The 26,236-nt window shown below is 74.0% G+C and carries 22 protein-coding genes; 13 read left to right on the top strand and 9 right to left on the bottom strand.

What is annotated here, in order from left to right; all coding sequences use genetic code 11:
* Positions 1-97 precede the first annotated feature (97 nt).
* Positions 98-784 carry an N-acyl homoserine lactonase family protein gene (locus tag ACZ51D_RS12420; protein ID WP_360490727.1) on the top strand — a complete coding sequence of 229 codons (687 nt, stop codon included), beginning with the start codon at positions 98-100 and terminating at the stop codon, positions 782-784.
* 92 nt (positions 785-876) lie between these two features.
* Here ACZ51D_RS12420 and ACZ51D_RS12415 read toward each other — a convergent pair whose 3' ends face one another.
* Complete coding sequence (locus ACZ51D_RS12415; RefSeq protein WP_465620895.1) at positions 877-2,064, bottom strand: cytochrome P450; 1,188 nt, start codon at positions 2,062-2,064, stop codon at positions 877-879.
* Positions 2,065-2,541: 477 nt separating this feature from the next.
* On the opposite strand from ACZ51D_RS12415, the gene ACZ51D_RS12410 reads away from it, so the two are divergent.
* A complete protein-coding gene (locus tag ACZ51D_RS12410; RefSeq protein WP_465662179.1) occupies positions 2,542-3,450 on the top strand; it encodes a hypothetical protein in 909 nt (302 codons plus the stop codon).
* 279 nt (positions 3,451-3,729) lie between these two features.
* Here ACZ51D_RS12410 and ACZ51D_RS12405 read toward each other — a convergent pair whose 3' ends face one another.
* Complete coding sequence (locus ACZ51D_RS12405) at positions 3,730-4,038, bottom strand: zf-HC2 domain-containing protein (protein ID WP_465620778.1); 309 nt, start codon at positions 4,036-4,038, stop codon at positions 3,730-3,732.
* A gap of 55 nt (positions 4,039-4,093) precedes the next feature.
* On the opposite strand from ACZ51D_RS12405, the gene ACZ51D_RS12400 reads away from it, so the two are divergent.
* From ACZ51D_RS12400 to ACZ51D_RS12385, 4 genes are all read left to right on the top strand, one after another.
* Positions 4,094-4,657, top strand: a complete 564-nt coding sequence (locus ACZ51D_RS12400; protein ID WP_465620779.1) for a sigma-70 family RNA polymerase sigma factor — start codon at positions 4,094-4,096, stop codon at positions 4,655-4,657.
* 231 nt (positions 4,658-4,888) lie between these two features.
* Positions 4,889-6,265 (top strand): MFS transporter, encoded by a 1,377-nt coding sequence (locus ACZ51D_RS12395; RefSeq protein WP_465662178.1) that lies wholly within the window; start codon positions 4,889-4,891, stop codon positions 6,263-6,265.
* A gap of 33 nt (positions 6,266-6,298) precedes the next feature.
* Positions 6,299-7,690: a cytochrome P450 family protein gene (locus tag ACZ51D_RS12390; RefSeq protein ID WP_465662176.1), complete on the top strand. Its 1,392-nt coding sequence runs from the start codon at positions 6,299-6,301 to the stop codon at positions 7,688-7,690.
* A gap of 116 nt (positions 7,691-7,806) precedes the next feature.
* Positions 7,807-8,877 carry an L-tyrosine/L-tryptophan isonitrile synthase family protein gene (locus ACZ51D_RS12385; RefSeq protein WP_465662350.1) on the top strand — a complete coding sequence of 357 codons (1,071 nt, stop codon included), beginning with the start codon at positions 7,807-7,809 and terminating at the stop codon, positions 8,875-8,877.
* A gap of 8 nt (positions 8,878-8,885) precedes the next feature.
* Here the strand turns inward: ACZ51D_RS12385 and ACZ51D_RS12380 are convergent, their stop codons facing one another.
* The 3 genes from ACZ51D_RS12380 to ACZ51D_RS12370 form a co-directional block, all read right to left on the bottom strand.
* Positions 8,886-9,686 carry an ABC transporter ATP-binding protein gene (locus ACZ51D_RS12380; protein WP_465620785.1) on the bottom strand — a complete coding sequence of 267 codons (801 nt, stop codon included), beginning with the start codon at positions 9,684-9,686 and terminating at the stop codon, positions 8,886-8,888.
* A complete protein-coding gene (locus tag ACZ51D_RS12375) occupies positions 9,683-10,717 on the bottom strand; it encodes a FecCD family ABC transporter permease (protein ID WP_465662348.1) in 1,035 nt (344 codons plus the stop codon). The genes ACZ51D_RS12380 and ACZ51D_RS12375 overlap by 4 nt, the downstream gene beginning before the upstream one ends.
* 87 nt (positions 10,718-10,804) lie before the next feature.
* Positions 10,805-11,887, bottom strand: a complete 1,083-nt coding sequence (locus tag ACZ51D_RS12370; RefSeq protein WP_465662175.1) for an ABC transporter substrate-binding protein — start codon at positions 11,885-11,887, stop codon at positions 10,805-10,807.
* Between the two features lie 223 nt (positions 11,888-12,110).
* Here ACZ51D_RS12370 and ACZ51D_RS12365 point away from each other — a divergent pair, with 223 nt between their 5' ends.
* Together ACZ51D_RS12365 and ACZ51D_RS12360 are read left to right on the top strand one after the other, a co-directional pair.
* The gene (locus tag ACZ51D_RS12365) at positions 12,111-13,004 is read left to right on the top strand and encodes a helical backbone metal receptor (protein ID WP_465662173.1); all 894 of its coding nucleotides are present in this window, start codon (positions 12,111-12,113) and stop codon (positions 13,002-13,004) included.
* A gap of 55 nt (positions 13,005-13,059) precedes the next feature.
* Positions 13,060-14,109, top strand: a complete 1,050-nt coding sequence (locus tag ACZ51D_RS12360) for a transglycosylase SLT domain-containing protein (RefSeq protein ID WP_465620790.1) — start codon at positions 13,060-13,062, stop codon at positions 14,107-14,109.
* Between the two features lie 78 nt (positions 14,110-14,187).
* Here ACZ51D_RS12360 and ACZ51D_RS12355 read toward each other — a convergent pair whose 3' ends face one another.
* The 3 genes from ACZ51D_RS12355 to ACZ51D_RS12345 all read right to left on the bottom strand — a co-directional run bounded on the left by ACZ51D_RS12355 (position 14,188) and on the right by ACZ51D_RS12345 (position 19,819).
* The gene (locus ACZ51D_RS12355; RefSeq protein WP_465662172.1) at positions 14,188-16,434 is read right to left on the bottom strand and encodes a hypothetical protein; all 2,247 of its coding nucleotides are present in this window, start codon (positions 16,432-16,434) and stop codon (positions 14,188-14,190) included.
* A 206-nt stretch (positions 16,435-16,640) separates the two neighbouring features.
* On the bottom strand, positions 16,641-18,227 hold the full coding sequence (locus ACZ51D_RS12350; protein ID WP_465620899.1) for a lipase maturation factor family protein: 1,587 nt from the start codon (positions 18,225-18,227) through the stop codon (positions 16,641-16,643).
* A 515-nt stretch (positions 18,228-18,742) separates the two neighbouring features.
* Positions 18,743-19,819 carry a GAF domain-containing protein gene (locus tag ACZ51D_RS12345; RefSeq protein WP_360490331.1) on the bottom strand — a complete coding sequence of 359 codons (1,077 nt, stop codon included), beginning with the start codon at positions 19,817-19,819 and terminating at the stop codon, positions 18,743-18,745.
* A gap of 423 nt (positions 19,820-20,242) precedes the next feature.
* Between ACZ51D_RS12345 and ACZ51D_RS12340 the strand changes: the two genes are divergently transcribed.
* From ACZ51D_RS12340 to ACZ51D_RS12320, 5 genes are all read left to right on the top strand, one after another.
* Positions 20,243-21,511, top strand: coding sequence for an acyl-CoA dehydrogenase family protein (locus ACZ51D_RS12340; protein WP_396287660.1), 1,269 nt, complete (start codon positions 20,243-20,245; stop codon positions 21,509-21,511).
* Between the two features lie 502 nt (positions 21,512-22,013).
* Positions 22,014-24,116: a sensor histidine kinase gene (locus ACZ51D_RS12335; RefSeq protein WP_465662170.1), complete on the top strand. Its 2,103-nt coding sequence runs from the start codon at positions 22,014-22,016 to the stop codon at positions 24,114-24,116.
* Entirely contained in the window at positions 24,116-24,547 is a 432-nt protein-coding gene (locus tag ACZ51D_RS12330) for a roadblock/LC7 domain-containing protein (RefSeq protein WP_360490335.1), read from the top strand. Before ACZ51D_RS12335 ends, ACZ51D_RS12330 begins: the two co-directional genes overlap by 1 nt.
* Positions 24,544-24,927 carry a DUF742 domain-containing protein gene (locus tag ACZ51D_RS12325; protein ID WP_350629240.1) on the top strand — a complete coding sequence of 128 codons (384 nt, stop codon included), beginning with the start codon at positions 24,544-24,546 and terminating at the stop codon, positions 24,925-24,927. Before ACZ51D_RS12330 ends, ACZ51D_RS12325 begins: the two co-directional genes overlap by 4 nt.
* A gap of 63 nt (positions 24,928-24,990) precedes the next feature.
* Positions 24,991-25,566, top strand: a complete 576-nt coding sequence (locus ACZ51D_RS12320) for a GTP-binding protein (protein WP_360490337.1) — start codon at positions 24,991-24,993, stop codon at positions 25,564-25,566.
* 137 nt (positions 25,567-25,703) lie between these two features.
* Here the strand turns inward: ACZ51D_RS12320 and ACZ51D_RS12315 are convergent, their stop codons facing one another.
* Positions 25,704-26,156, bottom strand: coding sequence for a MarR family winged helix-turn-helix transcriptional regulator (locus ACZ51D_RS12315; RefSeq protein WP_360490339.1), 453 nt, complete (start codon positions 26,154-26,156; stop codon positions 25,704-25,706).
* Positions 26,157-26,236: the final 80 nt, after the last annotated feature.

Here is a 26,236-nt window from a genome sequence, read left to right as displayed (position 1 = left end):
CCGCGGAGGCCGGGTAGGGTGCGAACCGGGGGCCGCGGCGGCCACCCGTACGGGGGCAGAGCGACGCACCACGACACGGGGGGATGAAGTGAATGTGATCCGCCGCCTCGAACTGGGGTATTTCGTCCGGCCGGCCTCCGAGGTGGGCGGCCCGGAGCCACGGGTGGAGCCGGTGCTCGCGTACCTGGTCCGGCGCCCGGAGGGGCTGCTGCTGTTCGACACCGGGATCGGCGGCGGCGCGCCGGAGACCGAGGCGCACTACCGCCCGGTCCGCCGTCCGCTGCCGGAGGCGCTCGCCACGGCCGGGGTCTCCGTCGCCGACATCGACCTGGTGGTCAACTGCCACCTGCACTTCGACCACTGCGGCGGCAACCCGCTGCTCGCCGGCACGACCGTCCTGGTCCAGGCGAGTGAGCTGGCCACCGCCCGGCGCGGCGACTACACCATCGACGCGCTGGTCGACTTCCCCGGCGTCGAGTACCGCGAGCTCGACGGCGAGGCGGAGGTCTGGCCCGGCGTCCGGGTGCTGCCCACCCCCGGCCACACCGAGGGCCACCAGTCGCTGCTGGTCGAGCGCCCGGGCGGCGGCCCGGTCCTGCTCGCCGGGCAGGCGTACGACTTCGCCACCGAGTACGGTCAGGCGCTGCTCGCCCGGCGGGCGGCGCGCGAGGGCGTGGCGGCGCCGCTGCCCGGCTACCGCGCCTGGCTCGACCGCGTGGCGGAGTACGGGCCGCGCCGGGTGCTGTTCGCGCACGACCACGCGGTGTGGGAGCCGGGCGAGTAGCCGTACCCGATGCCTCGGCACCCGGGATGTCGAACCCCGCGGACCGCTCAGAAGGTGATCAGAAGACGGTCAGAAGACGGTCAGAAGTCGGTTCAGAAGGCGAAGCCCAGCGAGCGGACCCGGTGGTCGAAACTGGACGGGACGAGCTCCGGCTCGCCGACCGAGCGCGCCTCGGGCAGGCGGGTGAACAGCTCCCGGAACAGTGCCGTCATCTCCTGCCGGGCCAGGTGCGCGCCAAGGCAGTAGTGCGGGCCGCCGCCGCCGTAGCCGAGGTGGGGGTTGGGCGTGCGGGTGATGTCGAAGGCGTCCGGGTCGGGGAAGACCGCGTCGTCGCGGTTGGCCGAACCGTAGAACAGGGCGACCTTCTCGCCCGCGCGCAGCAGGGGACCGCCGGGGCCGCCGAGCTCGTGGTCGACGGCGACGGTCCGGTTGAACTGGATGATCGGTGTGGCGTGGCGGACCATCTCGTCCACCGCGCCGCCGAGCCGCCCGTCCAGGTCGGAGAGGAGCAGGGCCCGCTGCTCGGGGTGGACGGTCAGCAGGTGCAGGCCGTGGGCGAGCGCGTTGCGGGTGGTCTCGACCCCGGCGACCAGCAGCAGGGTGAAGAAGGCGCCGAGCTCGCGGCCGGTGAGCCGGCGGCCGTCCACGTCGGCGGTGACCAGCGCGGAGATCAGGTCCTCGGCCGGTCGGCGCCGCCGCTCCCGGCCGATCCCGGCCACGATGCCCTGCATGCGGGCGAGCGCCCGCAGCCCGCGCCCGGGCGCCCGCAGCCGGTGGCGCAGCGAACGGGCCACGCCGATGTCCGCGGAGGTGCGGTTGACCAGGTCGAGGATGGCGCGGCGCGGCTGCTCGGGGATGCCCATCATGGTGCAGATCACCCGGAACGGGAGTTCGGCGGCGACCGCGGTCACGAAGTCCTCCGGCCGGTCCCGCTCGACCCGGTCGACCAGGGCAGCACTGATGCGCCGGACGTCCTCCTCGACCCGGCCGAGCAGCCGCGGCGTGAACGCCCGCGAGACGATCCGGCGCAGCTGGGCGTGGCGGGGGTCGTCCAGGTTGACCATCGAGTCGCCGAACAGCAGCCGCACCCAGCGGGCGGGGGCGGGGGTGGTGACGCCGGGGCCACTGAGGAAGACGGCGGGGGTGCGGCTGGCCTCGACCACGTCGGCGTGGCGGACCAGGGCGTGGAAGCCCTTGCCGGTGGCGCGGTCGCCGAAGAACACCGGGCCGGGGCGGCGGCGCAGCTCGGCGAAGGCGGCGGCGCGGGCGGGGGCGGGCAGCCGCCAGAAGCGGGGGTCCGCGAGGTCGGCGAGGTCGGCGGTTCCGGCTGCTTCGGGGGTCCCGGCTGCGTCGGGCGTACCGCTCGCGTCGGGGGTCCTGGCTTCCTCGGTGGGCGCGCCCGAGTCGGCGGGCTTGGCAAAGTCGGCAAAGGACTCCGCGGGTTCCCTCGCGGCTCCCGTCGGGGCTTCGGCTGGGGCTTCCGTCGGGGTCGTCGGGGTCTCCAAGGCCGGACCTCCCTGCTCTGGACGTCGTCGCTCCGACACCTACGGAACGCACCGGCTCGTGCACATCTAGTGAGCAAGCGGTGAGTTCTTGTCAAACCGCACCGATGGTCGTACGAGCGGCTGTTCGGGTCGGCGCGCCGGGGAGGACGGCGGCCGAGCGGGCCGCCGGGCGGGCGGCCGCGCATGGTCTCACGGGCCGGAACCGGCCATGACCGGAGGGTGCGGTACGGACCGGGCGGGGTGGGTGCGACGATGAGTGCCATCGTGATGACCGACCGGATCCGCCTGCTGCGCGCCGCGGTCTTCGCCGCGCTGTGCGTGGCGATGGCCGCCACCGCGCACGTCGCCATGGCCGGATCCGGGGTCTCCCCGACGGTGCTGGCCGGCGCGTTCGGGGCGGTCCTGGGGCTGACCTGGCTGCTCGCCGGCAAGCGGCGCGGGCTCGGTGCGATCAGCGTCTGGATGATCGCCGCGCAGACCGCACTGCACCAGCTGTTCGAACAGGCCGGGGCGCTCGGCCGAGGGGGCGGCGGCCTCGGCCGCCTCGCCACCACGGACTGGGCCGCCCTGCTGCTCTGCAACCCGGACCGCGCGCCCGGCGGTCTCTCGCCGGTCGAGCTGGCCCGGATGGCGGGCATCGACCCGGACGTGCCGCCGACCGCCGGCAGCCTGCGCCCGATGGCCGGAATGCACCACGGTGCCGCGGGGGCAGGGGCCTCCGCCGACGGGACGGCCATGGGCATGGGCCTGCCCGGGATGGCGGGGATGCCCGGCATGTCCCACCCGATGCCCGGAGGCATGTCCGACCCGACGACGGGCGGCCTGACGCACGACATGGCGGGCGGCATGTCCCACGGCATGTCCCACGGCATGTCGCTGGGGATGGCCGCCGCCCACGTGCTGGCCGCGCTGGCCTGCGCGCTACTGCTCTGGCGTGGTGACGCGGCACTGGTGCGGCTCTTCGACCTGCTCGGCGCGTTCGGCGCCGTCGTCGCGGGCGCCTTGCTGCTCCCACTGCTGGCGCTCTTCGCGCGCCCCTTCGACTACCGGGCCCCGGCGCCGCCCAGGCCCGCCGACGACCGAGCCCGGCCGCCCCGGTCGGTGCTGCTCACGCATGCCGTGGTCCGGCGCGGGCCGCCGGCGTTCGCCCTCGCCTGCTGACGCGCCCGCCGCCGCAGTCCCCCGGCCGCCTCCGGCCCCCGGAACCCCGCGACGGGCAGGTCGCCCTGCCGCACGGCCGTGCCTTCCACCGCCGTACCGCCAGGGCGCGGGCCCGCGTCCACCGCCGCGCATCCCGGCTCTCCGGGAGGCACGGCATGCCGCGCGGCCGCCCACGGACGCCGACGGTGCCGCCCTGAGCGGCACCGTTCCCAGCCTTCCCCTCGGGACCTTTCCATGCCTGACTACGACGGCGCACCGGCCCCGGCCGGCGCCACCGTCCTACCGCTCCGTGGCCTGTGGGCCTTCCGGAGCGCGACCGCCCGGCCCCTCGGCCGGCCCGATCTCCGTCAGCCCGATCTCCTTCAGTCCGGCGTCCTTCAGCCCGGCGAGCAGGCGGGCCGACCACTCCGGCGGCGGCCCGTCGGCGGCGCCCGCCCGGACGTGGCCGCGCAGCAGCTCCGCCCGGTCCAGCCACTCCCGGCAGCCGGTGCAGCGCGCAACGTGCTTGTCGAGCCGTGCCTGCGCCAGACCGCTCGGTTCGCCGTCGAGCCGGGCGGACAGAGCGGTACGGAACTGCGCGCATCTCATATGCCCATCGTCCCGCACGACCACCGAGGCGGGACCGGCCGGGTCGGAGGCCGCCGTGGATGACGAGCAGCTCACCGCACTCGCACTGACCGCCCGCTCCGGCCGGGCGGCAGACGTCGAGGCCTTCGTCCGCGCGACCCAGCGCGACGTCTGGCGCTTCGTCGCCCACCTGACCGACGTGCAGTCCGCCGACGACCTCGCACAGGAGACCTTCTTGCGCGCACTACGCAGCCTGCCCGCGTTCGCGGGGCGCTCCTCGGCCCGCACCTGGCTGCTCTCGATCGCCCGGCGCACGGTGATCGACCGCTACCGGATGGCCGCCGCCCGGCCACGCCTCGCGGCACTGCCGGACTGGCAGGAGGCGGCGGAGCGACAGAGCGGCGTGCCGGGGGCCGGATTCGAGGACGGCATCGCACTCGACGACCTGCTCGACCGGGTGCCCGCCCAGCGGCGGGAGGCCTTCGTCCTGACCCAGGTCGTCGGGCTGAGCTACGCCGAGGCGGCCGAGGTCGCCGGCTGCCCCGTCGGCACCGTCCGCTCCCGGGTCGCCCGGGCACGGGAGGAACTGATCGCGCGCCTGCGGGCGGCCGAGGCCGTGGAGCTCGTGGCCGCCTGCTGAGCGGCGACGGCGAAACAGCCGACAGATGACAGATGACAGATGACAGATTTCGAAATCTGTCGGCTGTCGGCTGTCGGCTGTCGGCTGAAATCTGTCACTCGTTCGCTGAACACCGCCACCGAAAAATTCCCCCAAGCGTTCGGAACCGGAGCCGTCGCGCCCCCGACTGCTGTACCGGACCCCGCCGCCGGGGCGGTGTCCGGTACGGCAGAACGGGAACGGAGGGACTCCATGGCAGCGCAACAGCCGACGGCCGCCGACTCACTGACGGGCAGTCAGCCACAACCTGTCGACCGCTGGAGCCTGGTCGTGGCCGCGGGCCTGCTCTCGTTCGTCGCGATGCTCGACATGAACGTGGTCAACCTCGCGCTCACCGACATCTCGGCCGGCCTGCACGTCTCCCCCGGGGTCGCCCAGTGGGCCGTTCTCGGCTACCAACTCCCGCTCGTCGCACTCCTCCTGCCCGCCGGACGGTGGCTGGACCAGGTCGGCACCCGGTCCGCGCTGCTGCTCGCGGTCGGCTGCTTCGCCGGTTGCAGCGTGCTGGCGGCCGCGGCCCCGTGGGCGGGCTGGCTGATCGCGGCCCGGCTGCTGCAGGGCGCCTTCGGGGCCGTCCTCTTCGTCCTGATGCCGGTGCTCGCCGCGACGTCCGTCCGATCCGAGTTGCGCGGGCGGGCGATGAGCGTGCCCGCGACCCTCGGACCGCTCGGCGCCGTGACCGGTCCGGTCGTCGGCGGCCTGCTGCTGGACCACCTCGGCTGGCGGGCGATCTTCCTGGTCAAGCTGCCGGTCTGCCTGGCCGCCGTGCTGATCGTGCGGCGGCACGCCCCGCGGCGCGGCGGGCTGCGCCTGCCCGACCGGGGCTCACTCGGCGACGCCGCCCTGATCGGTGGTGCCATGGCCGCCGTCCTGCTCGGGCTCACCCTGGCCCCGGAGGCGCCGCAGTGGCTCCTGCTGGCGCTGCCCGCCGCGCCGCTGGTGCTGCTGTGGCTGCGCCGCCCCGGCGGCCGGCCGGTGGCCGAGGTACTGCGGGCCGCCGGGACCGCCGGGGTCAACGCCTCGGTGCTGGCGCTCGCCGCCGGCTTCGCGGCCTGCCACTACCTGCTCGCCCAGCACCTGCGCGGCCCTCGGGGCGAGAGCGCCACGGCCACCGCGCTGACCATGCTGGCGTTCCCGCTCGGCATGGTGCTGGCCGGGCGGGTCGGCGGCCGACTGGCCGACCGTTGGGGCGCCCGACCGACCGCGCTCACCGGCGCCGCCGTCACCACTCTCGGCCTGGCCCTGCTCGTCCCGCTGGACGCCGGCTGGTCCGCCCTCGACATCGCCGCCCGGCTCGCCCTCGCCGGTGCCGGGATGGGCCTCAACGGCGGCCCCACCCAGGCCCTGGTGATGACCGCCTCCCCGCCCGGAAGGCTCGCCACCGCCGGGTCCGCCGTCCAACTCGCCCGCAGCCTCGGCTTCGCCCTCGGACCGGCCCTCGCCACCGCCGCCGCGTCGGCCGGGAGCCGCGACACCACCGGGACCCGCGCCGGGATCGCCCTGGCCGCCGCGGTCGCGGCGACCGCCGTCGCCCTGCTCGCCCTGCACCGCCGCCGCCCCACGACCTGACAGTCCGCGCACCGTACCGAAGGACCACCCCAGATGACCGACACGATCCCCGACACCGCCCCCGACCCGATACCCGGCCCCGCCCCCGACCCGATCGCCGACCCTGTCCCCGGCTCGGCCGCGACCGACGACACCCCGCGTTGCCCGTACGGGCACGACCGGCTTCCCTCCCCCGTCCCGCTGTACGGTCCGGCGTACAAGAGCGACCCGTACCCGCTGTACCGGCGGATGCGCGAGGCCGGGCCGGTGCACCGGGTGGAGTTCCCGAGCGGCATCCACGCCTGGCTGGTCACCGGCTACCAGGCCGCCCACGCGGCCCTCAACGACCCGCGCCTCGGCAAGAACCACGCGCTGGGCAACGACGATTGGCGCCGACTCGCGTCGATCATGCCCGAGCCGCAGCACTCGCAGCTCCAGGTCCACCTGCTCCACCAGGACCCGCCCAAGCACACCTCGATGCGCCGGCTCGTCCTGGACGCCTTCGCGCCGCGCCGGGTGGAGTCCCTGCGCCCCCGGCTGCAGGAGCTGGCCGACGCCCTGGTGGACGAGCTGCCCGAGGCCGGCGGCGCCGACCTGGTGGCCGGTTTCGCGGCCCACTACCCCTTCCGGGTGCTCGCCGAAGTCATCGGCCTCCCAGCCGAGTTGGCGGACCGCTTCGACCGTGACTGGGGCAAGGTGGTCCAGCCCGTCGGCCCGCAGGACCCCGGCCGCCCGGCGTACGAGGCGCGGCTGCGCGGCCTGCAGCGGTACATCGCCGACGTGGTCGCCCGCAAGCGCGCCGACTGCCGGGAGCCCGGCTGGACGGAGTCCGAGGACCTGCTCGGCCGGCTCGTCGCCGCCCACGACGCGGGCGAGTTGAGCCGCGAGGAGCTGGACTCCATGGTGTTCCAACTGCTGGTCGCCGGGCAGGAGCCGGTCACCAACCAGATCACCACCATGCTGATCACCCTGCTGCGCCACCCCGAGCAGCTCGACCGGTTGCGCGACGGCATCGACGAGCCCGGCCTGCTCGACCGTGCGGTGGAGGAACTGCTCCGCCACGACGCCGCGTTCGAGCTCACCACCTGGCGGTTCTTCGCCGAGGACAGCGACCTGTTCGGCACCACCGTGCCGGCCGGCGACTCGGTGATCGTCTCGCTCTGCGCCGCCAACCGCGACGAATCCCGGTTCCCCGAGGCCGACCGCCTCGACCTCGACCGCTCCCCCAACGCCCACCTCGCCTTCGGCCACGGCATCCACTACTGCCCCGGCGCCGCCCTGGCCCGGGCCGAACTCCGGATCGCCATCGGCACCCTGCTCACCCGCCTGCCCGGGCTGCGCCCGGCGAAGGCCCCCGGGGACGACCTGGCCGACCTCACCTGGATCCCCGCCGTCCTGGCCCGCGGGGTCAACCGCCTCCCCGTCGCCTACGACCGGCGCCGCTGACCGCCGCTGACCCGGGGCCCCCGCATCCGATACCCGGCTCCGCCTGCCCGAGCCCGCCCCACACCACCATCCGTGGAGGACCCACCATGCCGCCCGCCGGCACCGCCACCACTCCGATGCCCGTCACCGACACCAGCACCAACACCGTCACCGGCACCGGCACCGGATCAGGACCCACGGCCGAGGCCGAGCGCCTCGCCGCCCGCATCCTCGATCTCCTGCTGCCGCACCGCCGCGCCGCCGACCCGGAGTTCGACGCCCGACCGGGGCACTTCCCGCTGCAGCTCGCGCAGTTGGCGGACTTCATCGCCGCCGGCGAACCGATCGTGTTCACCCTGCCCGGGTTCCCCTGCAAGTCGCCGAACCCGGCGAAGGTGCTCGGCCACCTGCCCGACGAGGGCGAACGACTGTCGCTGACCTTCCTCGACCGGCTCTGCGCCGAGATCGGCCGCCTCCACGAGCCCGGCGCCCGGATGCTGATCTGCTCCGACGGGCACATATTCGGCGACCTGATCAACGTCCCGGACGACCACATCGACGCCTATTCCGACGAGTTGACCGCCATGATCGCCCGCGAGGGTCTCGGCCACCTCGCCACCTTCGACCTGCGGGCCGTCCTCGGCGACCTCCCGTACGACGAGAAGAGAGCCCGGGTGCACGAGCGCTACGCCCCCACCGTCGAGGAGTTGCGCGAGCAGGTGCTGGCCGAGGAGGAGACCCTTCGGCTCTACCGCGGCATCACCCGCTTCCTCACCGAGGACTCCATCGGCTTCACCGGCACCCGCTCGGCCCTGCAGCGGGAGTGCCGCCGCCGCGCCTACGGGGTGATCCAGCGCAGCCGTGCCTGGGGCGAGTTGATCGCCGAGCAGCACCCCCGGGCCGTCCGGCTCTCCATCCACCCGCAGCCGGCCGGCGTCTCCAAGTTCGGCATCCGGCTGCTGGCAGCGGCCGACGTCTGGACCACGCCCTGGCATTCCTCGGCACTCCACCGAGCGGACGGTGGATGGGAGTTGCTACGCAGCGAGGAGGCCGCACGGCTCGGCCGGCTGGTGCTGCGCGACGGCCGACCGAGCCACTACGAGGGCCACGTCGAAGGCCATGTCGAGGGCCATGGCCAGAGCGACGACCGGGGCCACGACCCGGGCCACGACCCGGGCCACGGCCAGAGCCACGACGCGAGCCGCTGAAAGGCGGACTACGTCCCGATCACGGAGGCCACCGCACCGGCCGGGGTGCGGTGGTCGAAGGCGATCAGCGGGTCGCCGGTGAGCGGGTGCTCGATCACCGCCGCCCGTACCCCGAAGACCTCCGCCAGCAGCTCGGGGGTCAGTACCTCGCGCGGCGCCCCCGAGGCCACCAGGGCGCCGCGGTGCAGGACGTGCAGCCGGTCGCAGACCGAGGCGGCGGCGTTGAGGTCGTGCAGGGCGACCAGCGTGGTGCGGCGCTGCTCGCGCAGCAGGGCGAGGAGTTCGACCTGGTGCCGGACGTCCAGGTGGTTGGTCGGCTCGTCCAGCACCAGGACGTCCGGCTGCTGCGCGAGCGCGCGGGCCAGCAGCACTCGTTGCCGTTCCCCGCCGGACAGTTGGGTGAAGCGGCGGTCGCCGGCGGTCGCCATGCCGACCCGGGCCAGGGCCTCGGCGGTGATCCGGTGGTCCTCGGCGTCGTCGGCGGCGAAGGCCCGCTTGTACGGGGTGCGGCCCATCGCGACCACCTCGCGGACGCTCAACTCGAAGTCCCCGCCGCGCTCCTGGGGCAGCGCGCCGATGTGCCGGGCGGACTGGGCCGGCCGCAGCTCCGCCAGGTCCCGCCCGGCCAGCAGCACCCGCCCGGTGCTCGGCCGCAGGTGCCGGTAGACGGTGCGCAGCAGGCTGGACTTGCCGCTCCCGTTGGGCCCGACCAGTCCGGCGATCTCCCCCTCCTCGGCGACCAGGTGGACCCCGGCCACCACCGTCCGCCCGGCCAGGGCGACACTCAAGTCCTCGACAGCGATCCTCAATTGCGCTCCAGTCGTCGGTCCAGCAGGTAGAGCAGGGTGGGGGCACCGAGGACGGCGGTGACCACGCCGATCGGCAGTTCCTGGCCGTCCAGGGCGGTGCGGGCCACGGTGTCGACGACGACCAGCAGCAGCGCCCCGGTGAGCGCGGACAGCGGCAGCAGGCGCCGGTGGTCGCCGCCGAGGAGCAGGCGGCAGACGTGCGGCACCATCAGGCCGACGAAGCCGATCGCGCCGGAGACGGCGACCAGCACCCCGGTGAGCACGCTGGTGACGACGAAGACCTCGCGGCGCAGTCGGGCGACGTCCACGCCGAGCCCGGCGGCCGTCTCGTCACCCATCAGCATCGCGTTGAGCCCCCGGGCACGGGCCTGCAGCAGGGCCAGGCCGAGCGCCACGGCTACGGCGGGGACGGTGAGTTGGGACCAGACGGTGCCGCCGAGGCTGCCCATGAGCCAGAACAGCACGCCCCGGGTCTGCTGCTCGTCGCGGGTCTGCAGGACGAGGTAGCTGGTGACGCCGCCGAGGAACTGGGCGATGCCGATGCCCGCGAGGACCAGGCGCAGCGGGGAGAAGCCGCCGCCGCGCCGGGCCATCAGCCAGACCAGGGAGAAGGCGGCGAGCGCGCCGGCGAACGCCGCCAGGGAGACGGTGAGGCCGAGCGCGCTGCCGAAGGAGAGCTGGAGCCCGAAGGTGGTGCCGAGGACGATGGCGGCGACCGCCCCGAGGGAGGCGCCGGAGGAGATGCCGAGGAGGTACGGGTCGGCGAGCGGGTTGCGGACCAGCGCCTGGACGGCGGTGCCGACCAGGCCGAGACCGGCGCCCACCACGGCCGCCAACAGGGCGCGCGGGACGCGAAGTTGCCAGACGATGAGGTCGCGAGTGCCGGGTTCGGCGGCCCGCCCGGTGAGCCGGCGGGCGACCACCGACCACACCTCGCCGGGCGGGATGTCCACCGCGCCGAGCGAGACGGCTGCGGTCAGCGCGAGCACCAGGGCGACGGTGAGGACGGCGGCCAGCGGCCCGGCCCGCAGCGTGCGGGCCGGGCGGCCGGTGCCGGCTGCCTCGTTCGCGGTCTCGGCCTCGGCCCCGGCCTCGGCGTGAACGGCCGACGTCACCTTCTACTGCCCGTTCTTGACGAGGTCGGGGTGGACGGTCGCCGCGATCTGCCGGACGGCGTCGGCGTTGCGCACACCCGCGATGGTGGTCGCCTCGGAGCCGAGCCGGACGAAGTGCCCCTCCTGGACGGCCTTCAGGCCCTGGGTCGCCGGGAAGCTCTTCAGGAACGCCTCGGCGTCGTCGAAGGCCTTGCGGGTGGCCTCCTCGCTGCCCCGGTTGCGGACGGCGAGCTGGATCCAGTCCGGGTTCTTGGCGACGACGTCCTCCCAGGAGCCGGGCTTGAAGTCGGCGTCGCAGTCGGCGAACACGTTGCGCGCCCCAGCCTGGGTGATCACCGCGTTGGCGACCTGCCGGCCGCAGACCGCCACCGGCTGCTTGGTACCGGCGTCGAAGTCGAAGACGAAGTAGCTCGGCCGCTGCCCCTCCGGCACGGCGGCGAGCGCGGTGCGCACCTCGCCGACCTGCTTCTCCATCCCGGCCACCAGCTCCTCCGCGCGGGCGGCGGTGCCGGTGACGGCGCCGAGCCGGCGGATGTCGTCCTCGACGCCCCCGAGGTCGGTGCGCGGCGCCTTGGCGGCCTTCGGGGTCCCGGCGCAGGCGGTGGAGAGCAGGTAGACGTGCTGGATGCCGGCCGCCGCGAACTCCTCCTCGCTCGGTCCGATGGCGCCGCCGCCCATCATCGGCATCGCACTGAAGGTGTCGACGTACAGGTCGGCGCCGGAGCCGAGCAGCTTCTCCTTGGGAATGGCCTTGTCCCCCAACACCGGGACCTTGCCGCCCTGTTCGGCGAGGTCGGCCGGCAGGGTGCCCTTGCCGGGCGGGAAGCCGGTGCCGACCACCCGGTCGCCGGCGCCGAGCCGGAGCAGCATCTCCAGGCTCGACGCGTTGCTGGTGACGATCTTCGTCGGTGCCTTGGCGATGGTGGTCTCCTTGCCCGCGCAGTCGGCGACCTTCACCGGGTAGGCGCCGCTCGGGGCGGCCTGGGCGGTGACGGAGTCGCCCCGTCCACCCCCGCCACCGCTCCCGCAGGCCGTGGCGAACAGGGCGACGGCGGCCGCGATTCCGCAGACAACGCGTGGGCGCATGACAACTCTCCTGGTCGGTGGTCCGTGCTCGGGCCCGTGCTGCGGACCCGGACCAGGTAGTCGGACGACCCGGGCGGCGGGTTCCCGCAGGATTCACGGACCGCTCGCACAGGCCGACGCCATCCCGACCGGCCCGCAGGACCCGGCCTGGATCCGGCCTGGACCCGGCCTGCAGGATCCGGGACGCAGGATCCGTGACGCAGGCCTGGCCTAGGCTGGCCCGATGGCCGACCCCACCGCGCTGCGCGACGACCTCGACCTCCCCGTCCGGCTCGGGCCGCGCCCGCCCCGCCGGGTGGTCTCGCTGGTGCCCTCGCTGACCGAGGCGGTCGCCGCCACCGCGCCCGGGCTGCTGGTCGGCGCCACCGACTGGTGCAGCCACCCCGCCGACCTGGCCGTCACCCGGATCGGCGGCACCAAGAACCCGGACGTCCCGGGCATCCTCGCGCTCGAACCCGACCTCGTCATCGCCAACGACGAGGAGAACCGGCGCCCCGACCTGGACGCGCTGCGGGCGGCCGGCGCCCCGGTCTGGGTCACCGACATCCGCACCCTGGACGACGCCTTCCGCTCACTGGACCGGCTGCTGACCACCGCCTGCCGACTGACGCGCCCCGCCTGGCTGGACGAGGCGGAAGCGGCCTGGGCGCCGGTCGGACCGGTCAGGCCTGTCGGACCAGTCGGGTCAGTCCGGCCGGTCGGGCCGGTCGGGCCGGTCGGGCCGGTCGGGCCGAGCCGAGCGGTCCAGGAGCCCGACGGCCCGAGGGCGATCGTGCCGATCTGGCGCCGCCCGTGGATGGTCCTCGGCCGCGACACCTTCGCCGGGGACCTGCTGCGCCGTCTGGGCCTCCGACTCGTCCACGCCGACCACCCCGAGCGCTACCCGGCCATCCCGCTGCCCGAACTGCTGGCCTGCCGACCGGAGTTGGTGGTGCTGCCGGACGAGCCGTACCGCTTCACCGCCGAGGACGGCCCGGAGGCGTTCCCCGGAACACCGGTCGCACTGGTCAGCGGACGGCACCTGACCTGGTACGGACCGTCCCTCGTCACGGCACCGGCCGTCCTGCGGCAGGCGCTCGGCCACCCGTTCACACAAGGCCGGAGCGGCACCTCATAGGATGACCGCCACGCGCCGGGACCACCGGTGACCAGTGGGGGGACCACAGATGAGAGTGAGCACCACACGGCGGACCCTGGTCCTGGTGTCGGCAGTCGCCGTGGCGACCGCCGTCCTGGCGGGCTGCGGCACCGAGCACGCCGACAAGCACCAGGACGCGGCGGGCGGCAGCACCGTGGTGACCGCGAGCGACGGGCCCAGCGGGCCCTCCAGCACGAGCCCGTCCGCGAGCGAGGCCCCCAGCCCGACCGCCCCGGCGACCGCGACGCCGACCGCAGGCGCGGGCGCCGGTGCCTCGCCGAGCCCGAGCCCGAGCGCCCCCGCCGGCAAGGCCGGGAAGGCCGCGCCGAGCACGCCGCCGGGCACCGCCGCCAAGGCCGGCGGCGGCAACCTGCCCGCCGGGGTGACCACCCAGCCGCCGGTCGCCAAGCCCGTCGTCGCGGCCCCGGTACCGACCGCCAAGCCCGGCCCGGTCGCGCCCCCGCCACCACCCGCGCCGCCGACCCCGCACGTGCCGCCGCTGCAGAGCAGCTGCAAGCCCAGCAAGCCCCGGCCGGACGACCCCAAGGAAGCCGTCTCGGCCGCCCTCACCGCCGCCGCCGGCCAGTCCCGGACGCTCAAGCTGAGCACCGGCGGCACCGACCAGCTCCCACCCCTGCCCGTCAACCTGGTCAAGGCGATCGCCTGGCAGGAGAGCGGCTGGCAGTCCGGCATCCTCGCCTGCGACGGCGGGATCGGCACCATGCAGGTCATGCCGAACACCATCAGCTGGATGAACGGCAAGTTCGGCACCACCTCGGACGCCAACACGCTCACCGGGAACGTCCAGCTCGGCACCCAACTGCTCGGCTGGCTCGCCGCCTACTACGGTGACTCCTCCTTCGGCGGCACGTACGACCTCTCCCCCGACCCGGCCACCGGCAAGACACCGCTGCTCGACCTGGTCGTCTCCGCGTACAACGCGGGCGCGGGCAACGTGCACTACAACGCCGTCACCGACCCGACCACGGGCGAGGTCGTCGGCAGCCTGGTCATCCCCAACCCCGGGTACGTCGCCAGCGTGAAGGCACTGATGTCCAGCCAGCCGTGGAACAAGGCGGGCTGACGCAGTCCCCCGGGACATGGCAGGGCCCGGGACGCACGATCGCGTCCCGGGCCCTGTCCGTCCGGCGGTTTCCCCTCGTCAGCCGCGCGCGGCGGTGACGGCGGCGCCCAGCGCCTCCTTGATCCTGGGGCCGAGCCGGCCGAAGCCCAGCTCCTTCATGGCCGCCCGCAGCAGCTCCTCGTCGCTCCGCTCCACACCGTCGCCGTCCACCCACCGCACGACGGCAAGCAACTCGTCGGCCGAGTAGGCGGTCACGGGGCGACCGGGCGTGAAGTCCGGCTTCGCAGCACGGGCAGCGTCCTCGTCGGCGACGGGGGCATCCGCCTCGGCGGCTGCCTCCTCGGCGACGGGCTCCTCGGCGGGCTCCACGACGGCGGGCTCCACGACGGCGGGCTCCTCGACGGCGGGCTCCTCGACGGCGGCCTCAGGCTCGGCCTCGGCAGCAGGCTCCTCCACCTCGGCGGCCGGCTCCTCCACCTCTACGGCAACAGCCTCGGTCTCGGGCTCGGCCACTGGGGCCTCGGCCTCGGCGACGGGCTCCTCGGCCACGACCTCGGCCACCGGCTCGACATCGGCAGCTTCCTCAGCAGCCACCGTCACCTCGGCAACGGGCTCCTCAGCGACAACCTCGGCCACCGCCACGTCGCCGGCAGCCTCGTCAACCTCGGCGGTGGGCTCCTCGTTGACGACCTCGGTCTCCTGGTCGGTCGTCTCCACCTCGGCAGCAGGCTCGTCCGATTCGACTACCGGCTCCTCCGCGACGACCTCGGTCTCCGTCACCTCGGCTTCAGCCTCGACCGCAGTCTCAGCAGCGGGCTCCTCGACCTCGGCGGCCGACTCGGCCTCCTCCGCCGCAGCCTTCTCCACCGCTGCGGCCTCGGCCAGGGCGGCGGTCGCGGCGGCGACCAGGTCGTCGGCGGCCGGGGAGGGCGCCGGCAGGGAGACCACGGCAGCCGGGGCCTCCTCCTCCGTCAGCTCCTCCGCCACGGTCGGCTCGACGTCGGCGGCGTCCGTGTCGACATCCGAACCCGACACCGCCTCGGCGTCGACCGCGTCCTCGGTCACGGTCACGGTCACGGTCACGGTCTCGGTCTCCGTCTCGACCGCGTCCTCGACTTCGGCGTCGGCCTCCAGCTCGGCAACAGCCTCGGCGGCCTCCTCAGCAGGAGCCTGGGCCGGGACCTCCTCCACGAGCCCGTCCCGCTGCCCACCGGCCAGCGCCTGACGCGCTACCGCTTCAGCGTCGACCTCGACGTCGACCTCCAGCTCGGCCTCCACCTCGGCCTCGACCTCGGCCTCGACCTCGGTCTCGACCTCCGCGACCGGCTCCGAGACCGGCTCCTCGACCGCTGTCTCCTCGGCAGCAGCCTCCTCCGCCAGCCCGTCCCGCTGCCCGCCCGCCAGCGCCTGGCGGGCCGAGTACGCGGCCTCGGCGGCGCGGCGGTCGGCCTTGGCGGCGGCGAGTTCGGTGAGCAGGTCCCCGAGGCCGGCCTCCTCCAGAGCGGCGCGCAGGCCGCGAATGGTGGGGAGACGGTAGAGGGTGCCCTCGTCGACTGCGAGCCGTTCGACCAGGTCGATGAGGTCCGCGAAGGGCAGTCCGTCCAGGTCGTGGTCGGGCAGCAGGCGGTCGAGGTCGCGCAGGCCGGCGTTGATCGCCTCGAAGGCCTGGGCGGTGCGCTCGACCAGGGCGCCGTCGGCGGGCGCCGCCGGGAGGGTGCCGGCCGGGGCGAGGGCGGCCCAGGCGCGGCGCTCGATCTCGGCGGAGGTGAGGGCCTCGTGCAGGTCCTCGCGGCGGACGCGGCGGTCGTTGGCGAGGGCGGTGGCCTGCTTGCGCAGTGAGCGGCCGCGCAGCCAGGAGAGCTTGACGCCGTTCTCGCGGCGCCAGGCGCTGTCGGCGGTGGCGGCGACGAGGGCGCCGAGGTCGGCGTCGTACGCGGCGGTGGTGAGGGTGGCGGCGGTGCGGTGGACCCGCTGGAGCATCTCGACCAGGAGCGCGGTCTTGGCGACGGTGTCCGGCTCGTCCAGCTTGACCTCGGCGGCCAGGGCGGTGACGGCCTCCCAGGTCTGCTGCAGGTCGCGGCCGCGCAGTTCGGCGAGCGCGGTGGAGGCGGCGCGGGCATCCTCCGGGGTGGCGACGGTGTCGACGGCCGCGTACCAGGCGTGGGTGTCGGCGGTGAGGGTGAAGGCCCCGAGTTCGGCGTAGCGGCCGAGGTCTTCGCGGAGGTCGGGCTCCGCGACGGCGTCCTGGGGGTCCTTGACGTCTGCGGCGTCGGCGACGTCCACCGGGTCGGCTGCGTCGGCGTTGCGCGAGTGAAGCACTGTCATGTGAGGTCCGGTTCTGGGCGACGGCGGCGGGGCTGGCGACGAGGGGCGGCGGACCGGTTGCGCGGGGGCTGCCCCTGGCGCGGGGCGAGGGGCGCGCGGTCGGGCTGCCGCTTGTGGAGGCCCAGAATACGGGTGCCCGTTCGAGCCTTGCACGCACCCACCGCCCCGACGGGCCGGTGTCGTATGCCATACCCCCCACCTGGCCGCTACTCGGGGGATCCGCCCGGGTGGTCCGGCCCTGGTCCGGACGGGTGTCCGGGCCGCCGAACGGTGGACGGACCGGGGGTGCGGCGGGGCCGCCGCGGCCGCTCCAGCGGGACCTCGCGGACGCTGGGGCGTGGTCGGCCGAGCGGTGGTCGGTACCCGGCCCGACCGAGGGTGGGCAGGTCGACCGGCGCGAGGTACTCGTGCAGCGCGGTGCGGTGCCACCACGCGCCGGTTTCCCGCAGTTCGCGCCAATCGGTGAACCGGTAAAGGTAGAGGGTCGCCCGGACGTGGGTCGGCGGGGTGTCCGGGAAGGGGTTGTGGCGCAGCAGCCGCAGGGTGGGCGGGTCGCCGGCCAGCAGGCGGGCGACGAGGGGCAGGAACCAGGGGCGGGCGTAGCCGGGCGAGATGCCGGCGAACCACATCAGCCAGTCGAGCCGCAGGTGGTAGGGGGCGTACTGGCGCGGCAGGCGGCGCACGTCGCCGGGTTTGCCCTTGAAGCCGTACTCGCGCCAGACGGTGCGCGGGGTGAGGACCGCCTCGTCGGTGCCCTCGACCACGACCTCCTGACGGAGGCGGTTGACGCTGCCGAAGGCGCCGTAGGTGTTGACGAGGTGGAGGCGGTTGAAGGAGCGGTTCATGACCTGGCCGCGGGAGACCATGTTCCGCACCGGCCAGTAGCTGAGGACGACGACGGCCGCGGTCAGCGCGATCACCAACGCCTCGTACCAGAGCGGGGTGCCGGGGTAGGCACGGGCGTGGACGGGCAGGCCGATGCGGGCCGGGTCGACGGCGGCGAGGGCCAGGGTCACGGTGAGCCAGTTGAGCCAGGCGAAGTTGCCGGAGGCGATCAGCCACAGCTGGGTGGCGACGACGGCGCAGGCCGCGTAGCTCGCGACCGGTTGTGGGAGCAGCAGGCAGACCGGTACGACGAGTTGGACGACATGATTGGCCGCGACCTCGACCCGGTGCAGCGGGTCGGGCAGGTGGTGGAAGAACCAGCTGAGCGGCCCGGGCATCGGCTGGGTCTCGTGGTGGTAGCGGAGGCAGGTCAGGTCGCGCCAGCAGCTGTCGCCGCGCAGTTTGATCAGTCCGGCGCCGAACTCGACCCGGAGGACCAGCCAGCGCATCAACCACAGCACCAGGGTGGGCGGGGCGGTGTCGGCGTTGCCCAGGAACGCGCCGAGGAAGCCGGCCTCGAGGAGCAGGGACTCCCAGCCGAAGGAGTACCAGGTCTGCCCGACGTTGACGATGGAGAGGTAGAGGGCCCAGAGCACCGCCCAGAGCAGGATCGAGACCCAGAGCGGGACAGCGTCGCCGAGCCCGGCCGTGACGGCGGCGGCGAGGGCGGCCCCGCCCCAGGCGACGGCGGCGAAGAACCGGTCGCTGTAGTGGAGGTGGAAGAGGCCGGGTGCCTGGCGGAACGGGACGCGGGCGGTGAAGCGGGGCACCGGCAGCATGCCGTCCGTGCCGATGAGCGCGCGGAACTGCGCGGCGGCGTTGAGGAATCCGATCAGGTACAGGGCAGCGAGCAGGCGTTGGACGAGCAGCCGGCTCAGCCAGTAGTCGGGGGCGGCGAACCAGTCCATGCGGCCCATGCCTACCACCGCCGCCCGGCGGGTGGGCCCGGCCGGGACGCGGACGGCGGACGGTTCACCCGCTCGGCCCGGCCGAACTGCGCCGCGCCGCACGGCCGGCCCCGCGCCGGGGGCCCCGAGCCGGACCTGAGCCGAACCTCGAGCCGGAGCACCGTAGGGCCCCGGACGGCACCGTGGCGGGGAGCCTCTCCTCGGGGGTGAGAGGCGCCCCGCCACGGCGGTGGGCGGTACGGGTCGTACAAGCAGTGCGAGTGGTGCACGTGGTGCCGGTCGGACGGATGGTGCGGGTCGTACGGATGGTGCGAGGTTGTACAGGTGGTGCGGGTCGTACGGATGGTGCGAGGTTGTACAGGTGGTGCGGGTCGTACAGGTGGTGCAAGTCGGGCGAGCAATGCGGGTAATACGGGCCATACCGGTGGAGCGAGCGGTTCGGGCAGTGCGAGCCGGGCGGAACGGACGGTACGGACGCGGGCCGCGGTGCCGCGGGTGGGCGGCCGGTCTGCGGTTCAGCTCGGCAGGACGAGTCCGGTCCCGCCGGCGATGCCCGGGCGGCCGGTGGGGGTCGCAGCGCCGCTCTGCTGCAGCCGGTCGACCAGCAGCGCGGCCAGCGTGCCGAGTTCCTCCTCCGTGCGGGACTGCGCGGTGACGTCCATGCCGACGGTAAGGACGCCGTTGACCTGGCCGGTGCGCGCGGTCCGCAGCGGGGTGCAGGTGAAGCTGAAGACCTGCTGGATGCGCTGGGCCTCGGGGCGGGTCGACTGCACCCGGACCTCGTTGAGGACGGTGGTGCGGCCGGTGCGGTAGGCCTCGGAGACGGCCTGCTGGAGGCCGGCCACGCCGAGTTGCGGGTAGGCCTGCCCGATCGCGCCGTACGCCACCGGGGCACCGAAGGTGTCGGCGTGCTGGGCGTTGGCGTAGCGGATCTCCTGGCCGGGGCCGTCGGTGAGCATGATGGGGAACGGGGAGCCGTCGAAGGCGGCGAACATCTCGTGCTGCTGGGCGAGCAGGTTGTCGCGCAGGCGGATCTCGGAGAGCAGCGCCTCGGCGAGGTGCTGGATGTCGCGCAGGCGCTCGCGTCCCCACTGCCGGGGTTCCCGGTCGAGGACGCAGACGGTGCCGATGACGGTGCTGGTGTCGTCGACGAGCGGGGCGCCGAGGTAGGCCCGGACGCCGAGTTCGTCCACGACCGGGTTACCGGCGAACCGGGGGTAGGCGAGGATGTCGTCCAGCGCGAGGGGCGAGCGCTGGGCGACCACGTGCGGGCAGAAGCCGTGGCTGAGCGGCATCTGGCGGGTGGGGAGGTCGAAGGCGATGCCCCGGTCCGCCCAGGAAGCGCCGTCCTCGTGCGCGATTTCGGTCGAAGTTGGCGGAATGTAGAGCCCTCGGAACATCTGGCGCTCGTCGTTGATGAAGTTGACCATCGCGATGGGAGCGCGGGTGATGCTGGCTGCCAGGTGGGCGAAGCGGTCGAAGGCCTCGTCCGCTGAAGGGTCGTTGAGACCCAGGCTACGCAGTCTGCGGGTTCGCTCGGACTCCCCGGCGGCACCCGGGAACTGGCCTTGAGTGCTCATCACATCAGTCATGGCGAACATGTAATCAGACATCCGGGCGCTTCGGTGGAACCGGGACCGGCCGCCACCCGCTGCTGATGAACAGTCAAAACCGCACGTGAGCGGCGGACCGCAGGCTGTGGCGCGGGCCAAGATCACTTCCCAGTCGGTATCGCGTCGAAACTCGTCCGAAGAAGGACGCGCCGAATCCCGCCAATCCAAGATCAGATCTGTGTAAGCCCGCACGGACATATGACAATGAGCCCTGCCGAAGACACGGACGGTAATCCCCGCTCCTCGGGGACGCCCGCCCCAGGGTCCGCATGCACCGGTTGCGAAGGAGCGATCGGCCCCCACCCCCTCCGCACCCCCACCGGTCCCCTCGGGGGAGCGACCGGAGCGGCATCGACGGCATGAACGGAGGCACGACACCCACCGGGACGAGAGGACTAGAGCATGACGATGGACTACTTCACCGATGAGCGGCACGAGAACCTCCGGGCAGAGGTCCGTGAGTTCGCGGAGAAGGAGGTGCGTCCTCAGGTGGCCCGGATGGAGAGCGACCGGGAGATCGAGTTCGACCTCGCCCGTGAGATAGCCCGTCGCGGCTGGATCGGCGTCACCATTCCCCAGGAGTTCGGCGGCCTGGGCCTGGGGCACCTCGCCAAGACCATCATCGTGGAGGAGCTGGCCCGGGTCAGCGGCGCGATGGGCGCGATGGCTCAGGCCTCGCAGCTCGGCGTCGCCAAGGTCATCCACTTCGGCTCGAACGTCCAGCGGCGCAAGTGGCTGCCCAAGTTCGCCTCCGGCGAGTGCCTGCCGACCATCGCGGTCACCGAGCCGGAGTCCGGCGGCCACGTGCTCGGCATGGCCGGCACCGCCCGCCGCGAGGGCAACGAGTACGTGCTGAACGGCCGCAAGTGGTTCGTCGGCAACTCCCACATCGGCGACGTGCACGGCGTGGTGTTCCGCACCGGCAAGGGCAGCGGGGGCCTCTCCGCCTTCCTGGTCGAGAGCGACCGCCCCGGCTTCCGCACCGGCGCCGTCGGCACCCAGGGCGGCCTGCACGGCTTCAGCTTCGGCGAGTTGGTCTTCGAGAACTGCCGCATACCGGCCGGCAACCGGCTCGGCAAGGAGGGCCAGGGGCTGGACGTCGCCTACTCCTCCTCCACCCTGTACGGCCGCCTCAACCTGGGCGCCGTCGCGCTCGGCATCCACGTCGCGATCGTCGAGGACGTGGTGCGCTACGCCGAGGAGCGTGTGCTGTACGGCAAGCCGCTCAACGAGCTGAACAGCGTCGCACTGAAGCTCGGTGAGCTGCAGTCCAAGCTGATGACCGCCAAGCTGGCTGCCTACCACGCCTCGCACCTGCTCGACCACGGCAAGCCCTGCGACGCCGAGCTGATGAACGCCAAGCTCATCAACACCGAGTACGCGATGGACTCGGCCCGCAGCGCGATGGAGATCCTCGCCGCCCGCGGCACCCAGGAGGAGTTCAACATCATCCGCTACCTGCGGGACGCCACCCACATCTACGCCCCGGCCGGCACCTCCGACGTCCAGCGGCTACGACTCGGCCAGGTCGCCTCGGGCACCTACGGCAGGCAGTGGTCGGCCGAGCTGTCCGACCTGGCCAGCTGGGCGTGGACCGAGCTGAACCAGCTGGAGGCCGAGGGCCGGAACGAGCGGGCCGGACAGGTGGTACAGATCCCGCTGGCGAGCTGATCGTCGGCACCCGACGTCCGGTCGGGACCCGAACGGACCGGCCGACGTCGGACCTGACGGACCCGGCGGACGTCGGACCTGGCAAACCTCGGACCGGGCGGGCCGGGCGGGCCGAACGGTGGCGACCCTTCAGCATACGACCGTTTGACCTGTTCCTGACGACAATCCGGGAGGCGCACCCCGCCTCCCGGAGAGCCGTCCGCACGCCGCAGCCACAGCCCTGAGCTGCTGCGATACGTCAGCGAACACTTCCGTCCACAGGGCCGGTCGAGCCCATCAGCCCTTCACATATCGTCAGTTGATGTTGCGATGAGGGCACCTGGGACTGATAGGTTTCCTGCCGTCGGCGGCCGTGGCCGTACTCCGCCCGGACGATGACACCGCGTCACCTCGTCCGGCGACCCCGGCCTCGGCGCCCTGAAGCCCGCCCGGGCCACACGGGCCGACCCGCCGTTCGGACCCGCGACCCGGCCTGCAACTCGGCCCTGCAACAAGGAATCAGATGCCAGGCATATCGGCCCCCCGCACGGGCCACCGCGCCGGCCGGTCCGGCTCCCTCCGAAGCTCGCTCCTCGCCCTCGTACTGGTCCCCAGCCTGGGCCTCGCCGCCGCCTGGGGGTACGCCGCCTACCAGCTGCGCGACGCCGAGCACCGCACCGCGGTGCTGATCGGCACCATCGTCGTCGCCGTGGTCCTGCTGTTCAGCCTGGTCCGCGGCATCCGCGCCGCCCGGGCCCTGTCCGGCCGCCTGTCCGGACTGCGCGCCGACACCCTCTCGCTCGCCCAGCAGGAGATCCCCGACGTGGTCGGGCGGCTGCGCGCCGGGGAGCCGGTGCCCACCCCGCCCGCCTGGGCGCCCTCCCGCCGGATCGGCGACGAGGTCCAGCAGACCGCCGACGGCCTCGCCGCCGTCCGCCAGGCCGCCGTCGCCGCCATCGTCCACCAGGCCCAGGGCCGCGAGGGGACGAAGAAGGTCTTCCTCAACATCGCTCGCCGCACCCAGATCCTGATCCACCGCCAGATCAGCATGCTGGACGCGCTGGAGCGCGAGCACGAGGAACCCGAGCTGCTGCGCGAACTGTTCGCGGTCGACCACCTGGCCACCCGGATGCGGCGCAACGCCGAGAACCTGGTCATCCTCGGCGGCGCGCTGCCCGCCCGCCGGTGGCGCAACGCCGTGCCCATGGTCAACGTGCTGCGCAGCGCCGTCTCCGAGACCGAGAACTACGCCCGCGTCGTCGTCCAGGGCGTGCCGCGCGCCTCGCTCAGCGGGCAGGCCGTCGCCGACCTCATCCACCTGATCGCCGAACTGATCGAGAACGGCACCACGTTCTCCCCGCCGTACACCCAGGTGCAGGTCTCCGCGCAGGAGGTGCCCAAGGGCCTGGCGGTCGAGGTCGAGGACCGTGGCCTCGGCATGAGCGAGGAGGAGTACGAGCGGCTCAACGAATACCTGGCCAACCCGCCCGAGCTGGACGTCTCCGCGCTCGGCGACGACCTGCGGCTCGGCCTGTTCGTGGTCGCGCGGCTCGCCGCCCGGCACGACATCCAGGTCACCCTGCGGCCCTCGCCGTACGGCGGCACCCGGGCCGTGGTGCTGGTGCCCTCGGCACTGCTGGAGCAGGCGGAGCAGCCGGCCTCGGTGCCTGGACTGCCGTCCGGCGCGCGGGTCACCCGCACCCCGGTGCCGGAGGCCCAGCCCTCGGCGGACGGCGACCTCGGGGACGCCGACGAGGGGTTGTCGGGCGCGCTCGCCGGAGTGCTCAGCGGGCTGCTGGGCAACGGCCCGGCGGGGCCGGGCGATGCCGGGAACGCGGGGGCCGCTCCGGCCGACGGAGCTCCGGGGCCGGTTTCCGGACAGGTCGCTCCCGCGGGGCCCGCCAACGGCGGTCTGCCCGTCGGTGCCCAGATCCCCGGACTGCCTGGTGCCGTGGTCGTTCCCCGGCCCGCCATGCCTCGCCGGTACGAACTTCCGGGCGACATCGCTGGTGACCTCCCGGGTGACGTCCCGGCCGACCTCTCGGGTGACGTCCCGGCGGACGCGCTCGTGGACGGTCCGCCGACGGGCCGCCACGACGCGGACCTCCCGGCCGAGCCGGCCGCGGTGCTCTTCGACGGGGTCCCCGCCGACCGCGTCGCGCCCACCCACGAACGCCCGCAGGAGGACCACGTGGCGCACGGCCCGGACGGCGAACTGCGCACCCCGCGGGTCCTCCCGCAGCGGGTCCGCAACGCCAGCCTCGCCGAGCAGCTCCGCGAGGCCAACGCGCCCAGCACCCTGCTGCCGCCGTCCGTCCGCCGCTCCGGCCCCGTCGGCCCTGTCGGCGCCGCCGCGCCGACCCACCCGACCATGCCGACCGCCCCGGCCTCCCCGCTCGCGCCCCGGTACGGCGGTGCCGATGGCGACGCCGAAGCCGAGGACCCGACGCCGCAGCGCTCCCGCGCCACGATGGCCGCCATCCAGCGCGGCACCCGGACCGCCCGAGCGGCCGGCACCGAACCGGGCGCCCCGGCCTCCCCCGCGCCCGCCGCACCCCACACCCCGGCCGCACCTTCCGCCGCCCAGGAAGCCTCCGCCGCCCAGGAAGCCAAGGAACAGCAGTGATGACGCAGCACACCGAACCCCAGCGCGACCTCAACTGGCTGCTGGACCAGCTGGTGGCGCGGGTACCCGAGACCCAGCACGCCATCGTCCTCTCGGAGGACGGCCTGCTGGTCGGCATGGACCAGGGCCTCGACCGGGCCGACGCCGAGCACCTGTCCGCCGTCGCCTCCGGCCTGCAGAGCCTGGCCCGCGGCGCCGGGCACCGCTTCAACGGCGGGCGGGTCCGGCAGACCGTGGTCGAGATGGACCAGCTGTTCCTGTTCGTCACCACCGCCGGGCAGGGCGCCCGGCTCGCCGTCCTGACCAGCGAGCAGGTGGACGCCGGACTGATGGCGTACGAGATCAACATGCTGGTCAAGCAGGTCGGCCAGTACCTCACCGCGGCGCCGCGCAGCGACGCCGGCCAGGTCGGCGTGGGTGGCGGTGCGTGACCACCGCCGACGCCGACGAGGGCTGGTTCTACGACAAGGACGCCGGCCATCTGGTCCGCCCTTACGCGATCACCAACGGGCGCACCGGACCGGTCCGTGACGGCTTCGCGCTGATCACCCTGGTGGTCACCGCCGACCCGCGCACCGACACCACCCGGCTCTCGCCCGAACCGGCCGCGATCATCGACCTGTGCCGCGAACGTCCGCTGGCCGTGGCCGAGATCGCGGCCACTCTCGACCTGCCGGTCAGCGTGGTCAAGGTGCTGCTGGACGACCTGGCCGAGGCCCGGCTGATCCTCACCCGCGCCCCGGTCCAGCTCGCCGAGGCACCGGACATCTCGCTGATCCAGGCCGTGATCGAGGGCGTCCGCCGCCTCTGACCGGAGGGCACCCCCGCCACCCCGGTTGCCTCGTGCTCCCAGTTCCCTTTCAGGAGACCCGAATTGACGACCCAGAGCCTGGTGCCGGGCGCGGTCAAGATCCTCGTCGCCGGCGGATTCGGCGTCGGGAAGACCACCATGGTCGGCTCGGTCAGCGAGATCGAACCGCTGCAGACCGAGGAACGGATGACCCGCGCCAGCATCGGGGTCGACAGCCTCGAAGGCGTCCAGGACAAGTCCACCACCACGGTGGCCATGGACTTCGGGCGGATCACCGTCCGCGAGGACCTGGTGCTCTACCTCTTCGGCACGCCGGGGCAGTTCCGGTTCTGGTTCATGTGGGACGACCTCGCGCTCGGCGCCCTCGGGGCGATCATCCTCGCCGACACCCGGCGGCTCGAATCCAGCTTCGCCGCCGTGGACTTCTTCGAGCAGCGCGGCATCCCGTTCGCGATCGGCGTCAACTGCTTCCACGGTCGCCGGGAGGCCACCCCCGAGGAGGTCCGCCGCGCCCTCGACCTCGGCCCGGAGGTCCCGGTCCTGCTGTGCGACGTCCGGGAGCGGGCGTCCAGCAAGGAGCTGCTGCTCGCCCTGCTCGACCGGGTGCACCGGAACGCCCTGGCCACCGGGCGGCGGTGAGGGCAGGCCCCGGCTCGACTGGCAGACGCGGCTCGGCGGGCAGCCGTAGCTCGGTCGGCAGTCGCGGCTGTGCGGACAGCTGTAGCTCGGCCGGCAGGCGCGGCTGACCGTCGAGCCGGCCGGGCCAAGCTACGCGGTCAGGCGTGCGCCGGGTCGAGCTCGGCGAGCGAGTCGACCAGCGGGGCCAGCTCGGGGATCTCGGTGGCCTGGGCCAGCGTCGCCTCCAGGGCGGCGTCGTGCACCGGCCGGGCGGTCGCCAGTAGGTCGCGGCCGTCCTGCGTCAGCTCCGTGTAGATGCCGCGCCGGTCGTCCGCGCAGAGGTAGCGGCTCAGCAGGCCCCGGTCCTCCAGGCGGCTCACCAGCCGGGTGGTCGCGCTGCTGCTCAGTGCCGCCGCCCGGGCCAGCTGCTGCATCCGCATGTGCCAGCCGTCCTGGCGCGAAAGCGCGTCCAGCACCGTGTACTCGACCACCGAGAGCTTGCACTCGGCCTGGAGTGCCTTCTCCAGTGCGGCGTCGATCATTCCGTGCAGCGCGGCGAGCGTGCGCCAGCCACGGGCCCGGACCTCGGCCGCGTCGTCGCGGATCCCCATGGCGCGCCGTCCTTTCCGCTGCACCGCGTGTTCGGTGCCTCCTCACGACAAGTATGCCAGTCGGCGCGGATTACCGGTCC

It is taken from the genome of Kitasatospora sp. NPDC033851, from assembly GCF_055576085.1.
Note: the sequence above shows the minus strand (reverse complement) of the source record. Positions and strands in the feature narration are given on the sequence as shown.

Excerpts from the sequence above, each read along its gene's own strand:
- ACZ51D_RS12390 (WP_465662176.1), top strand. The coding sequence starts at position 6,299 with ATGACCGACACGATCCCCGACACCGCCCCCGACCCGATACCCGGCCCC.
- ACZ51D_RS12350 (WP_465620899.1), bottom strand. The coding sequence starts at position 18,227 with ATGGACTGGTTCGCCGCCCCCGACTACTGGCTGAGCCGGCTGCTCGTC.
- ACZ51D_RS12340 (WP_396287660.1), top strand. The coding sequence starts at position 20,243 with ATGACGATGGACTACTTCACCGATGAGCGGCACGAGAACCTCCGGGCA.
- ACZ51D_RS12395 (WP_465662178.1), top strand. The coding sequence starts at position 4,889 with ATGGCAGCGCAACAGCCGACGGCCGCCGACTCACTGACGGGCAGTCAG.
- ACZ51D_RS12370 (WP_465662175.1), bottom strand. The coding sequence starts at position 11,887 with ATGCGCCCACGCGTTGTCTGCGGAATCGCGGCCGCCGTCGCCCTGTTC.
- ACZ51D_RS12335 (WP_465662170.1), top strand. The coding sequence starts at position 22,014 with ATGCCAGGCATATCGGCCCCCCGCACGGGCCACCGCGCCGGCCGGTCC.
- ACZ51D_RS12365 (WP_465662173.1), top strand. The coding sequence starts at position 12,111 with ATGGCCGACCCCACCGCGCTGCGCGACGACCTCGACCTCCCCGTCCGG.
- ACZ51D_RS12405 (WP_465620778.1), bottom strand. The coding sequence starts at position 4,038 with ATGAGATGCGCGCAGTTCCGTACCGCTCTGTCCGCCCGGCTCGACGGC.
- ACZ51D_RS12330 (WP_360490335.1), top strand. The coding sequence starts at position 24,116 with ATGACGCAGCACACCGAACCCCAGCGCGACCTCAACTGGCTGCTGGAC.
- ACZ51D_RS12410 (WP_465662179.1), top strand. The coding sequence starts at position 2,542 with ATGAGTGCCATCGTGATGACCGACCGGATCCGCCTGCTGCGCGCCGCG.
- ACZ51D_RS12355 (WP_465662172.1), bottom strand. The coding sequence starts at position 16,434 with ATGACAGTGCTTCACTCGCGCAACGCCGACGCAGCCGACCCGGTGGAC.
- ACZ51D_RS12385 (WP_465662350.1), top strand. The coding sequence starts at position 7,807 with ATGCCCGTCACCGACACCAGCACCAACACCGTCACCGGCACCGGCACC.
- ACZ51D_RS12345 (WP_360490331.1), bottom strand. The coding sequence starts at position 19,819 with ATGACTGATGTGATGAGCACTCAAGGCCAGTTCCCGGGTGCCGCCGGG.
- ACZ51D_RS12315 (WP_360490339.1), bottom strand. The coding sequence starts at position 26,156 with ATGGGGATCCGCGACGACGCGGCCGAGGTCCGGGCCCGTGGCTGGCGC.